We start from the raw sequence: 12,612 nt of genomic DNA, 5'->3' as shown, positions 1-12,612 counted from the left end.
CTGATACCCTCATCGGTCCGAAAACAGAATACTTTCTGCTCTTCCATCAGTTCAAACCCGAAGGCGTCGGCCCCAGCACGAAGGTCGCAAATCCATCCGGGCGAACATAGTTTTTCAAAGCTGCCTGAACACTTTCGGGCGTCGCTGCCTGAAAGGCTTTGGCTGCATCGTTCAGATGCTCCCAGCCCAATCCATGAGACATCAGGGCTTCATCAAGACGACTTGGAGCCGTCACGACGGCGTTTAACAGGATCATGTCCCGAATCATGTGCGCTCTGGCTCTGGCCAGTTCTTCAACAGGAACCGGCTTTTCCACCATGGCTTGAAGGTCCTGCACGACATGCTGTCGCGCGGCCTTCACAGAGGCAGGGTCTGCACCAAAAGCGAACAGGTAATTCCCAAAATTCTTCTGAAGGGCGAGTTGTGATCCAACCGTATAGACATAACCCGTCCTGACCCGAAGATCCTGATACAAACGGCTGTCGAACCCGTGGGTCAACATGATGTCGGCCAATGTCATGTCATAACGTTGGGGGTCATTCCATCCATGAGCATTAATCTGTGCCATGATGACGACATCCTGTGACCGGACCGGATCGCTGACAGACTGAACCGCTGGAACCGGATTGAACGGAATGGCCGCCAGATCAACGTCCGGCTTTGGCCCGGTGGCTTTCCATTCCCCGAACGCTGACGTAATTTTTCTACGGGCCTCTTCAACAGAAATATCGCCGACAACTTCTATCGTCGTCATGTCTGGCCGATAAACGGATTGATAATAGGAGAGCACGTCTTCACGCGTCAGGCCAGAAAGACTCTTCCCACTCTGCACACGAAGCGCCGGAGAGTTCGCAGGATACAGTGTCTTCGTAATGGTTTGCTGAAGGCGATAGCCAGGCGTCTGCTCAACACCAGCCTGCACGCGGATCATATTCTGGCGCGTCAGATCAAACGCATATTGCGGGAATGCGGGATGCAATTCGAGATCTGCCAGAATAGCGAGAGCCGCATCGAAATCCTGCGTCCGTCCACTGACGGAAAAATTTACGCCGCCTCCGGCATTGGCCGCCAGGTCATCCAGGCTTTTCTCCAGTGTCTCCCGATCGCGCGTTACTGAACCAAATGGAAACAACTGGGCCGTCAGAGCGCCGACACCCTCTTTCCCAGCCGGTGCCTGAATATTCTCATTGGATTTTATATGGCCGAATAGAAAAACCGTTGGGCTGACATGCTTGGTTCTCACCACAACACGGAGCCCGTTTGGAAGTGTGAAATCCGCATCCGGGACTGTGTAAACTGGCGGTGCGGGTACGTTTCTAACAGGTTGGGCCCAATCCGGAAGCGGTCCCGTCGCACTTCCCTGCCCTGCGAAACTTTCCGAGCCTCCAAAGCCTTGACCGGCTGGCGGCTTGCCATGATCTGAGGCCAACATCGTCATCGCAACACCATGTTCCGGATCAAGCAGCTTGCGAGCCAGAGCATTGACGTCCTGCACAGTCACTTTCGCATAGCGATCAAAGGACGCATCAGGGCTATCAGTATTTTCTGCTGTAACAGCACCGGACCAGAGGTCGCCCAAGTCTAGGATGGAGTTTTTTTCAAAGTCTTTTGATGCCAGCCACCGCTTTTTCATGCCTTCCACGACATCTGACGACACGCCTTTGGTCCGGATATCATCAAGCGTCGCCTTGAGAAGAGCCAAAGCAGCCTTCGTGTCACCCCCTTTGGGAATTGTCAGAGAAGCCTTAATGGTTCCTGTATAAATGTTTCTGTCGACGTTCAGTCCCGCCGCCAAGACCTTGTGCTGGAGAACCAGCGGGTAAAGAGGGCCGCGGCGGCTTGAAAGGACGGCATCCAGAACGGCTGCCGCAGGGCCGTCCTTGTCCCGAAGGGATGGCCCTCTCCAGAGCAGGGCCACGCTATCAACGGCATAATTCGTTTGCACAGTGAGCGCCTGCGGAACAACACCCTCAACGGGAATGGGTGGACGCTCTGGCAATGGACGCGCTGGGATGGAACCAAAAGTCCTCCCAACTTTCTTCAGGGTCGCCGCAGGATCAACGTCCCCTACAATGACCAGAACCGCATTATTCGGGACATACCATTTGGTATAGAAGTCCCGCAGCAGTTTTACATCTGTTGCCTCAAAGGAGGACCGCGTTCCGAGAGGGGCATGGTCATAAGAACTATGGGCAAACAGAACAGGCAGAAGTTGTTCTTTCGCTTTGTACCCCGGATTTGAAAGATCCATCGAGACTTCCTGCTCAATGGCTCCCCGCTCTTTCGCCCATTGCCCCGCGTCCAGAGAAAGATGCTGCATCCGGTCTGCTTCCATATGCAAAACCACATCCAGATCCTGCGCCGGGATCAAACAGTAGTAACGGGTCAGGTCCGTTTGCGTGAAAGCATTGAACTGACCGCCCAGCGTTCCCATCACCGTTGAGAGTTGATCCCCACTCAGAGAGGGCGTTCCACGGAACATCATGTGTTCCAGCGCATGAGCAGTTCCCGGAAAGCCTTTTGGCGCCTCGGCAGACCCTACCATATAGGTCAGTTGCACACTGACGGCAGGCGCAAGCGGATTGCGAACCACAACGACACGCATACCATTCGGCAAAGTCTCGCGTGCCATATCTGCGGCATAAGCCGTTGAGCAGACCAGCCCTGCAAGCAGAGAAACGGCTAGAAATGTCTTCTGAAAAATATGCATCGACATGACTTTATTGGTGTATCGGTCAATGTAACGTAACAGTTACAATCCCAGAGTCATGTGGATATTTTATGACCTGCCTCTCATGGCAGGGTGACAACCCCTGCGATTGCAGGGGCGATCCTTTTTAGTGACGAATAACTTCGTGAGCGTCTTCGTCATCCTCATCATCGTCTTCGTCATCAACATCTGGCGGCCCGGCGATTTCATCGTCATCCACCAGCCGGCGTGGATCAATGGCACGCCAGTCGCGCTCCATATCCGTTGCCGGATTGGCGGCAAAATCTTCCAGTTCCGTGGAAGATTTCCAGCCATCTTCCCCAGCATCCACCACTTCGGCATTCTCACCGAACGCAAACCAGCTTTCCAGAACTTCCTTGCTCGTCGCACCCGGAACCCGGCAACGCTCAATGCTATCCCGCACATAGGCGCGGGCATAGGCATTCGCGTGCATCAGATCCATAAAGTCTTTCACGACTTCAACAGTGTCATCCTCGGATGCACCGGACAGATCAATAATCCGGACATTCCAGGACTGGGCCTGTCCTGCGGTCTCGGCTTCGGTGTTTTCCGGTTCGTCGCTCATGAGGCCCCCTGTTCGGCTCGTGCCTTGTTCAGCAGAAATTCACGCCCAACCTTGACGCGAAGCGTGCCGTCATAAGCCACGATGTCCGCTGTTGCATAGGTCTCGGACCAGCGATCCGGAATAAAAGAACCACTTCCAACCACATCAATCGGCGCATGAGCATCCCGCATCGTGGTGCATTTGGACGCATTGAACCCTGAAGACACCGTGATTTTCACCTTCGGAAAACCAGCCTCATTCAGTGCTTCCCGCATGCGCCAGATGGCAGCGGCCGAAACCCCCGTCCCGACCAGATCACGCAATTCCGCATCCGAGCGATAACGGCGGATCGTACCCGGTGTGTAGCGTTCCAGTACGGCATAGGAAGACTGGGGGTCCAGCCCCTCAAGGAAGCGACCACCATGCGTATCCAGACGAACACTCAACTGACCGGCTGCCGCTTTTTCCGGAAACCGCCGGCAGACTTCCAGAGCGTCCGTCACTTCCTGTCCGAAATAATCTACCAGAATTGTCAGCGGATCATCCGGATAAACATCCACATACATTTCAGCAGCGCGCAGGGTCGAACCCGCATACCCAATCAGAGCATGAGGCATTGTGCCAAGCCCATGATCCTGCCCGAAGAAACCCGACGTCGCGTCATTGGCATTCCCAATGAACCCGCGAGCCCCTTCTTTCTGGGCGGCCTGAGATCCGACGGCCGCCGCATAGCCCATCTGCTCCTGCATTTCGAAACCGGCACAGTGGCGTGCTTCCATAGCCAGAAATGCAACATCCGGGAGCGCCATGGACATCTGATAGGCATTATGTGCCGCCACGCAGCACGCCCCAAGACGCTGAAGCAAGAGTGTTTCCAGAGGAGCGAGGCAGCTGAAAGGGCCGGTCAGGTAAAGGATGGGCTCACCGGCTCCAATCCATTGCCCTTCTTCATATACCTCGCGGATGTGAAGATCGAAGCCCTGCTCTTGGGCGACGTTGCGAAGCCAGGTGACGGCAATGCCACAAGCCGCAATCACCGGACGCCGGATGAACACTGCATAGGTGACCTGTGAGTCCCCGAAATGTTCAACGATCTGTCGGGTTCGCGCGAAATACGCGTCCGTCCGGGATTCTATTGTTTTCCGATCCAGCGGGCCAAGGACGCCGCTGGACTGGTTTAGTGCACGTTGAGAAACGGAAGAGTTCATTCCTGCTTTCCTGCTCGTCGTCCTGTCAGTTCATGAGCAAGAAGGAACGCCATTTCAAGCGACTGTTCCGCATTTAGACGCGGATCACAGAATGTTTCATACCGATCTCCCAGATCGGCCTCCGTCAGACACTGCGCGCCACCAATGCATTCGGTGACGTCCTGACCCGTCATTTCAAGGTGAATACCGCCGGGACGACGGCCTGCAGCCTCGAAAACATCGAAGAAACCAAGGACTTCTCCGAGAATGCTTTCGAAGGAACGCGTCTTGACCTTGCTGGACGTCGTCGTCGTGTTGCCATGCATCGGGTCACACAGCCATGTGACCGTACGGCCCGTCTTGATAACGGCATCCAGAAGCGGCGGCAGATGCTCGCGCACCTTGTCCTTACCCATACGCGAGATCAGCGTGATACGACCTGCCTCGTCATTCGGGTTCAGGATTTCGAGCAGCTTTTCCAGATCCTCAACCGTGGTCGTCGGACCAACCTTGATGCCGATCGGGTTCTGAACGCCGCGCAGGAACTCTACATGAGCGCCGTCCGGCTGACGGGTGCGATCCCCAATCCACAGGAAGTGCGCAGAGCAGTCGTAGTAGTCACCGCTGGTGCTGTCGATGCGGGTCAGAGCCTGCTCATATGGCAGCAGAAGCGCCTCATGAGAGGTGTAGAACTCTGTCTCATCAATCTGGGACGCAGCCGCGTCAAAACCACAGGCCCGCATGAAGGACAGCGTCTCATCAATGCGATGAGCCAGATCCCGATAGCGCGCCGCCAGCGGGGAACGCTCAACAAAGCCGAGGTTCCAGCTATGAACCTGATGCAGGTTTGCATAACCGCCATTTGCGAAAGCGCGCAGCAGGTTCATCACGCCAGCCGACTGGAAGTATCCGGTCTCCATACGGGCCGGGTTAGGAATACGGGCGTCTGCCGTGAATTCCGGACCATTGATGATGTCACCGCGGTAGCACGGCAGCGTCACACCATCGATCGTTTCCGTGTTGGATGAACGCGGCTTGGCGTACTGACCTGCCATACGCCCAATCTTCACGACCGGCACCTTGGCCGCGAATGTCAGAACCACGGCCATCTGAAGCAGCACACGGAACGTATCGCGGACGATATCGGCCGTGAACTCGTCAAAGCTCTCAGCGCAGGCGCCGCCCTGAAGCACAAAGGCCTCTCCACGGGAGGCTGCGGCCAGACGCGTCTTCAGACGGCGGGCTTCCCCCGCAAAAACCAGCGGTGGATATCGATGCAGACGCGCCTCGACAGCGGCAAGCGCAGCTTCGTCTTCATAAGACGGAGCCTGGACGATCGGACGGGAACGCCAGCTTGCAGGAGACCATGACATCGTGTTGTCGGACGTCTGGGTCTTGGTCGAGGGGTGCATTGAATGCCCTCCGGGGGTCAGTAAGTGAACAGAATTGCGGGGCGCTGTTTATGGCTGAAAAAGCGCCGCGTTGATAGCGCGAAAAGTCAGATTGTAACGCATGGCACCTGTCTGCGGATGGAATGTTTCGCGTATGGGCGAAACCCCATGCCAGGCAAGGCGGGAGATGCCTCCCCACACGACCACATCTCCATGGAAGAGATCATGCCGTTGCACCGGGTCCGTCCTTAATAAACCACCAAACGCAAAGCGGGCCGGAACCCCTAGAGAGACCGAAACGATGGGGGAGGACAGATCATCCTCATCCCGATCCTGATGCAGCCCCATCTTTGCTCCGGACTTATAGCGGTTGATCAGACATGAAGATGGAGAAAAATCCGGGTAGCCAGCCTCTTTTGCTGCGGCACAGGCCAGTTCAAAAAACATATCTGGCATTTGGGGCCATGGCTTCCCGGTTAACGGATCTGTCCGAACATATCGATATCCCCTCTGATCCGTATACCAGCCACAGTCCCCACAACTGGTTGTCGCAACAGACAAGGTCCGGCCGCCCGGCGTTTTCATGGTCCGAAAGGGCGTTTCAAGAGCAAGATGCCGGATACTTTCCAGCAGTTGCTCTGCACAAGATATGGCAAAACCGGGAAGAAGCACCGCCCCCTCCGCAATGTCGGTACGACATCTCAGCGTCGCAAAGAGATCCTCCATATCATCCCCCGCTTCCCTGATCCGGGAAAAGAACTCTTGAACCGCAGCCCAACCGGGCCGATTATAAAAGAGAGTATGCGGTTCTGCTTCCCATATGGTGATGGGGCCGTTGATTTCCATGATTGGTTCAGGACCAGACTCCATGCTGCCCTTTTCCCGCTTCTTCTGCCACGCTCTGCTGGCAACCGCCCTGCTGGGCGGGGTAGCTCAGGCTCAGACCACGACATTTGGTCAGCCATACGATGCCGCCCCTCAACAGAACAGCACGCAGGCACAGGCTCCATCCACGCAGCAGAAAACCAATGGCGGCGAGCATTTCCGTGCCCGTGGCCATCGTTCTCTCCCGCCCGGATATCAGGATGCCCCAAGCACTGAATTCGAGCATGGCCCTGATCCGGATCATGAAGCTGGCGTTGAGCGTGACAGCGTAACAGGCGCCAATCTGTCCAAGTTCGGCTCAGCCTATCAAGGCAGCAACAACACCCAGTCCGGGCAGTTGGGCGATGCGACCGGAAACGGCTGGACGGCCCCTCGCGGCAACGGCTGGTAAGACGCAACCAATCCGACACAGCGGGGTTCTGCTCTTCAGGATGCGGCTGGTATCATCCAGCCAGATCATATGAGGAGCAGAACCCATGCCCTATATTACTGCGACTGACGGAACCAGACTTCATGTGAAGGATATGGGCGCAGGCCGCCCCGTTGTTCTCATTCATGGCTGGCCACTAACGGGGGATATGTGGGAAAAACAGACCCTCGCCCTTGTTGAAGCCGGGTATCGTGTCATTACCTATGACCGTCGCGGCTTCGGTCTCTCAGGCCACCCCATCAACTGCTACAACTATGACGTTCTGGCAGACGATCTGGCCGTCATTCTGGAACAGCTCGACCTCTGGGACGCAACACTTGTCGGTTTCTCGATGGGTGGCGGTGAAGTCGCCCGTTATCTGAGCCGCCATGGCCGCGCCAGAATTTCCAAAGCCGTGCTTCTGGCATCCATCGTTCCGTTCCTGCTGAAAACCGGCGACAATCCGGACGGCGTCGATATCTCCGTGTTCGACGGAATCAAGCAGGAAATCCGGCAGGACCGTTTTGCGTTCCTGAAAAGCTTCCTCCCCGGCTTTTATGGCATGAGCATGCTGCATCATCCGGTCAGCGAAGGCGTGCTCGACTGGTCCTTCACGCTGGCCAGCATGGCAAGCCCGATGGCAACCCTCGACTGCGTGGATGCATGGGGAAAAACAGATTTCCGCAGTGACCTTCAGGCGTTCACTATTCCAACACTCATCATCCACGGCACTGCCGACAGCGCCGTTCCAGCTGATATCGCTGGACGCCGCGCAGCAGATCTGATCCCGGGATCAGTCTTCCTGGAATATGATGGTGCTCCGCACGGTCTGTTCCTGACCCACGCGGAACAGGTCAACGAGGATCTTCTGAAGTTCCTCGCGTCCTGAACAGCACGACCTGCTTCAGGTCGTCGCTCTGAGGAATGCCCTGCTGGTTGGCAGTTCCGATTGCACAATCAGCAGGGACCCAATGGCGAGAACGAGGTCATGCCGGATGGATGTGTCCTGTGACTCCCGCTCCAGCGCATAAAGTTCTGCGAGTGTCGGCTCGATAGTCGCTGCCGTGTGGGTCAGCGGCAGCTTGCGGCGTAGCAGGTTCCGGATCAGTCCATCCACAGCGACCACCGCCGTATCCGGCAGGCTTCCATGCTGGGCCAGCTTTCGCAACATCAGCACGTTTCGCCCTACGGTCATGACAGACAGGGTGCCGCGCAGCATTTCTTCCGCACGGTCACTCTCCAGAGATCCAGCAAAGCGAACCGCACGCTCCATGCTCTGCGTACCGTCATTGATCCAGACATATTCGTCCATCACAACACCCGGCAGCGCCAGCCGCCGCAGACTGCGCTTGAGCTGATAACGCAGAACTTCCGCCGCCCGACGCGGCGTAAACGGCAGAACAGCCCGGAAGATCACCACACCGGCCCCAAGACCCAACAGAAGCGCAATTGTTGTATTGAGCCAGGACAGCTCATCCATACGTCCCTGATTGTCCATGCCTAGCAGGAAGGGGAAGAACGTTCCGTAAGACGCGGCCATAACAGCCGTGGCCGGATTACGGGTCGCAAGGCCGCCAAGCATCATGAAGAAGCCGACTGTCAGACAGAAAAACACATAACTGGCTGTAACTGGCATCACGACAAACACGGGAATAATGCTGGCCAACGCCGCAAAAACGGCTCCATAGAAAAACGCCGCGCTGAGCAAAACGGTATTTTCAAAAGTCGCAAACCGGGCACAGACCACCGCAATAAAGGTCAGGAAGACGCTGCCCTGCGGCCAAGCCGTTACTTCCCAGACATACGCGCCAAAAAGAAGCGCAGCCATGGTCCGCACCCCGTTTCGGACGGCTGCTCGCCAGTCCGTATTGCGTGTGAGGCGGTGACGCTCAGAAATCGGTGCGCCGTCCACACTGGCACGATAGGATCTCAACGTTTCACAGAGATCCGAAATCATGACCTCCACACCCGTCAGGATGATTCCTTCATTCAGAGAGTCCTCATCGTCCTTTGGAAGGACGGCCTGCATCCGCCCTCGACATTCCGCCAGCAGCGCCTCGGTCTGAACAAGAGCCGCAATACCGCGTCGATCGCTCTCCAGACGTGCGGGCAGCCCTTCAATCGCCACCCCCATATCCCGCAAGAACGGAAGAAGCGCTTCCGGAATATGAGACACAGAGGTCATACGCGTCTTGAGACCAAGCCCGCGTGACAGCACACGCGCTACAAGACCCAGCGTCACATAGGCATGTTCGACTTCATTGCCCTGACTGCGAATTTCGATGCGAGAGAACTCGATCTGATCACTGGACGCTTGAAGCGACCCCATCAGCGCACAAAGCGTATCCGTGGCGTTCGGCTTCTGGTTCAGAACATCCGTCAGAGCCGCGCTGGCTTTGGTAAGAATGGCCTGAAGGCGTTTGCGCAGCTCTTCCCGAGCCCGATCCGCCACATTGGGAACGAATACCATTCCCATAACCATCTCACAGATTACGCCGAGAAAAATATATGTCCCGCGAGCCATGGCAATATTGAACACATTGTCTGGCTCTTTAACGGCACCAAGCGCGATAATCGTGCAGGTATAGCCCGCCAGAACGAGTGCATACCCCCGGAAGTTATGCGTCAGCGTGGCGAGGCCGGCACAAAGCCCGACCCAGATCGCCAGCGCTGGCAGGAAGAGCCAAGGATACTGCGGGAACATCCCCATCAAGGCGATGGCAGTAATCATGCCGACAACTGTGCCGACAAGCCGCCAGCGCCCTTTGGAAATACTTTCGCCGCGCGAGTTCTGTGCAACGATCCAGACCGTCATTGCCGCCCATTGCGGTTCACCAAGCTCCATCCACAGAGCAATCGCAAGTGCCAGCAAAGCAGCAATCGTCGTGCGCAGGGCAAACATCACAGACGTGATGGACGGCGCAAACAGCCAACCGAGTTTCACGCCTGCACCTGCTCTGTTATGTGATGGCTCATGATCTTCAGGGGCGGCAAAGGATCGTCATGAACCATCGGAGTATCAGTTCTGTTTGTCGGAAGAAGGAGGAACATGGCGCGTTGGCGTCCGCATGGTCACGAACTCCTCCGCACTTGTAGGGTGAAGACCGATCGTGCGGTCCAGATCACGCTTGGTCAGACCTGCTGTGACGGCAATGGCCAGCCCTTGGATGATTTCCGGTGAATCCGGGCCAATCATGTGCGCACCCAGCACGACCTGACTTTTTGAATCCACAACCAGCTTCATAAACGCCTTGCCCTTACGGCCGGACAACGACTGGCGCATCGGCGTGAAAGACGAGGTGTAAATATCAAGCGTATGGTATTCAGCAGCCTCTTCTTCCGTCAGACCCACCGAAGCGAGCGGCTGGCTGAAGAACACGGCTTTTGGCGTCGTGGCAAAAGACCATTCACGGCCCGTTTCACCGAACAGACGCTCCGCCAGAAGATGACCTTCGGCAATAGCGGTCGGCGTCAGATTATAGGTATCGGTCACGTCCCCGATGGCATAAATGCCCGGAACATTCGTCTTGGCATCTTCAATACGCGTGACAATACGACCATCCGTGACCTCAACCCCGGCCAGATCCAGCCGCAGGGATGTCAGGTTTGGGTGCCGTCCTGTCGCCATGAAGACGCAGTCGGTTTCGATGACCTTTCCACCCTTCAGGTGGAGGCGATACCCTTCAGGAGTCTTCTCAATCCGTTCCGGCGTGCTGCCCGGATGGGATGTGATGCCGTTCAGAGGCACCAGTTCTGCGATATGGCGACGCATTTCCTCGTCAAACCCGCGCAGTGGCAGGTCCTGACGGTAAACGAAGTCCACCTGCGAGCCGAGGCCCGCGAAAATCCCTGCAAATTCAATCCCGATATAACCGCTGCCAATAATGGCAACGCGCTCGGGCCGGTTCTCCAGATGAAACGCATCATCCGAAACAATCGCATGCTCTGCGCCGGGAATATCGAGGCGCGTCGGTGCACCACCCGTCGCAATGACGATGTTCTTCGCGCGAACGGTTTGAACCGTGGCATCCGGGGCAAGCTCAGACGGGCCGATTTCAACCGTATTTGCGTCCACAAAGCGCGCATCGCCCGTGAACAGCTCAACGCCAGCTTTCTTCAGCATTGAGACGTAAATGCCGTTCAGGCGCTCAATCTCGCGGTCCTTGGCATCAATCAGCGTGCGCCAGTCATGCGGCCCTGGCGTCACGTCCCACCCATAGGCGCGGGCATCGTCGATCTCGCGGCCATATTCCGCCGCGTAGACCATCAGCTTCTTCGGCACGCAGCCGAGATTGACGCAGGTTCCGCCCCAGTGACGACGCTCCGCAATCGCGACGCGCGCGCCGTTCTGAGCAGCGATACGCGCACAACGTACCCCACCCGACCCGGCTCCGATGACGAAAAGATCGAATTCCTGCATAAATCCCGGCCTTCCGTGCCTCTGGTCTCAGCGCTCTGCGAACGCCTTCTCGACAACATAAGAACCCTGACGGCTCATGTTGCCTTCCTCAAAGCCCATACGCTCAAGCAGTGCTTCCGTATCCGCAAGCATTTCCGGCGAACCGCAGATCATGACGCGGTCATGCTCGGGGTCGAGCTTGTCGATACCCAGATCCTCGAAGATCTTGCCGCTTTCGATCAGCTTTGTGATGCGATCCGTGACGGCATAATCTTCACGCGTCACAGCCGGGTAGTACTTCAGCTTCTCGGCAACGAATTCACCCAGGAATTCATGCTGTGGCAGTTCATGACGGATGTGGTTCTCATAAGCCAGTTCGCCCGAAATACGGACCGTGTGGCTGAGGATCACATTTTCATAGCGCTCGTAGGCTTCCGGGTCCTTGATGAGGCTCATGAACGGCGCAAGGCCCGTGCCCGTGGACAGGAAGTACAGGTTGCGGCCCGGCTTCAGGTTGTCGAGCAGCAGCGTCCCTACCGGCTTGCGACCGATCAGAACCGTATCCCCAACCTTCACATGACGCAGACGGGAGGTCAGCGGACCATCCGGCACAGCGATGGAAAGGAATTCCATGTGATCTTCATAATTGGCTGAGGCAATGGAGTACGCACGCAGAAGCGGCTTGCCCTCGACCTCGATGCCAATCATCGCGAACTGGCCGTTCTCAAACCGAAGGCCCGGATCGCGCGTTGTCGTGAAGCTGAAAAGACGATCCGTCCAGTGATGAACGGTCAAAACCTTTGCAGGATACAGATGAGCGTATTCCTTGCTTGGCTCGGCCAGACGGTACTGTTTCGGATGGCCTTCATACGGTGCCAGGCCCGTCAGGGGCTCGTCGATCTCAGGAGTCGGGGCGGCAAAACTCGGTGTGGACATATCGGTTTCTGTCTCCGGTGTGGCGCGGATAAAAGGTCTCGGACTGATAAGAGCCGGACCTTTTAGCGCAATCATCACATTTCGGAAAACCCATCTGCGTTGAACCTGATAGCTGAATGACGCAAAAGTC

The 12,612-nt window shown here is 56.6% G+C and carries 10 protein-coding genes; 2 read left to right on the top strand and 8 right to left on the bottom strand.

Annotated features, from left to right (window positions below):
* Positions 1-46: 46 nt before the first annotated feature.
* From HKD32_RS02890 to alkB, 5 genes are all read right to left on the bottom strand, one after another.
* Entirely contained in the window at positions 47-2,710 is a 2,664-nt protein-coding gene (locus HKD32_RS02890; protein WP_061931557.1) for a M16 family metallopeptidase, read from the bottom strand.
* A gap of 127 nt (positions 2,711-2,837) precedes the next feature.
* Entirely contained in the window at positions 2,838-3,296 is a 459-nt protein-coding gene (locus HKD32_RS02885; RefSeq protein ID WP_061931555.1) for a hypothetical protein, read from the bottom strand.
* Complete coding sequence (locus HKD32_RS02880) at positions 3,293-4,483, bottom strand: nicotinate phosphoribosyltransferase (RefSeq protein ID WP_010502727.1); 1,191 nt, start codon at positions 4,481-4,483, stop codon at positions 3,293-3,295. The genes HKD32_RS02885 and HKD32_RS02880 overlap by 4 nt, the downstream gene beginning before the upstream one ends.
* Positions 4,480-5,874 carry a class II 3-deoxy-7-phosphoheptulonate synthase gene (locus tag HKD32_RS02875; protein ID WP_010502725.1) on the bottom strand — a complete coding sequence of 465 codons (1,395 nt, stop codon included), beginning with the start codon at positions 5,872-5,874 and terminating at the stop codon, positions 4,480-4,482. The genes HKD32_RS02880 and HKD32_RS02875 overlap by 4 nt, the downstream gene beginning before the upstream one ends.
* Before the next feature lie 48 nt (positions 5,875-5,922).
* Positions 5,923-6,723: a DNA oxidative demethylase AlkB gene (alkB, locus tag HKD32_RS02870; RefSeq protein WP_228118711.1), complete on the bottom strand. Its 801-nt coding sequence runs from the start codon at positions 6,721-6,723 to the stop codon at positions 5,923-5,925.
* Here alkB and HKD32_RS02865 point away from each other — a divergent pair.
* On the top strand, positions 6,674-7,129 hold the full coding sequence (locus HKD32_RS02865) for a hypothetical protein (protein ID WP_026017498.1): 456 nt from the start codon (positions 6,674-6,676) through the stop codon (positions 7,127-7,129). The genes alkB and HKD32_RS02865 overlap by 50 nt on opposite strands.
* 85 nt (positions 7,130-7,214) lie before the next feature.
* Positions 7,215-8,036 (top strand): alpha/beta fold hydrolase, encoded by an 822-nt coding sequence (locus tag HKD32_RS02860; protein ID WP_061931551.1) that lies wholly within the window; start codon positions 7,215-7,217, stop codon positions 8,034-8,036.
* 15 nt (positions 8,037-8,051) lie between these two features.
* Here HKD32_RS02860 and HKD32_RS02855 read toward each other — a convergent pair whose 3' ends face one another.
* The 3 genes from HKD32_RS02855 to HKD32_RS02845 form a co-directional block, all read right to left on the bottom strand.
* Positions 8,052-10,091: an FUSC family protein gene (locus HKD32_RS02855; protein WP_061931549.1), complete on the bottom strand. Its 2,040-nt coding sequence runs from the start codon at positions 10,089-10,091 to the stop codon at positions 8,052-8,054.
* A 75-nt stretch (positions 10,092-10,166) separates the two neighbouring features.
* Positions 10,167-11,567, bottom strand: coding sequence for a glutathione-disulfide reductase (gene gorA / locus HKD32_RS02850; RefSeq protein WP_194257485.1), 1,401 nt, complete (start codon positions 11,565-11,567; stop codon positions 10,167-10,169).
* A gap of 27 nt (positions 11,568-11,594) precedes the next feature.
* Positions 11,595-12,482 carry a ferredoxin--NADP reductase gene (locus HKD32_RS02845; protein ID WP_194257484.1) on the bottom strand — a complete coding sequence of 296 codons (888 nt, stop codon included), beginning with the start codon at positions 12,480-12,482 and terminating at the stop codon, positions 11,595-11,597.
* Positions 12,483-12,612 lie beyond the last annotated feature (130 nt).

The sequence above is a fragment of the Gluconobacter japonicus genome (genome assembly GCF_015244665.1).
In the GTDB taxonomy this organism is placed as follows: Bacteria; Pseudomonadota; Alphaproteobacteria; order Acetobacterales; family Acetobacteraceae; genus Gluconobacter; species Gluconobacter japonicus.
Note: the sequence above shows the minus strand (reverse complement) of the source record. Positions and strands in the feature narration are given on the sequence as shown.

Coding starts and splice junctions, on each gene's coding strand:
- HKD32_RS02885 (WP_061931555.1), bottom strand. CDS start 3,296: ATGAGCGACGAACCGGAAAACACCGAAGCCGAGACCGCAGGACAGGCC.
- gorA (WP_194257485.1), bottom strand. CDS start 11,567: ATGCAGGAATTCGATCTTTTCGTCATCGGAGCCGGGTCGGGTGGGGTA.
- HKD32_RS02890 (WP_061931557.1), bottom strand. CDS start 2,710: ATGCATATTTTTCAGAAGACATTTCTAGCCGTTTCTCTGCTTGCAGGG.
- alkB (WP_228118711.1), bottom strand. CDS start 6,723: ATGGAGTCTGGTCCTGAACCAATCATGGAAATCAACGGCCCCATCACC.
- HKD32_RS02860 (WP_061931551.1), top strand. CDS start 7,215: ATGCCCTATATTACTGCGACTGACGGAACCAGACTTCATGTGAAGGAT.
- HKD32_RS02880 (WP_010502727.1), bottom strand. CDS start 4,483: ATGAACTCTTCCGTTTCTCAACGTGCACTAAACCAGTCCAGCGGCGTC.
- HKD32_RS02875 (WP_010502725.1), bottom strand. CDS start 5,874: ATGCACCCCTCGACCAAGACCCAGACGTCCGACAACACGATGTCATGG.
- HKD32_RS02845 (WP_194257484.1), bottom strand. CDS start 12,482: ATGTCCACACCGAGTTTTGCCGCCCCGACTCCTGAGATCGACGAGCCC.
- HKD32_RS02865 (WP_026017498.1), top strand. CDS start 6,674: ATGGTGATGGGGCCGTTGATTTCCATGATTGGTTCAGGACCAGACTCC.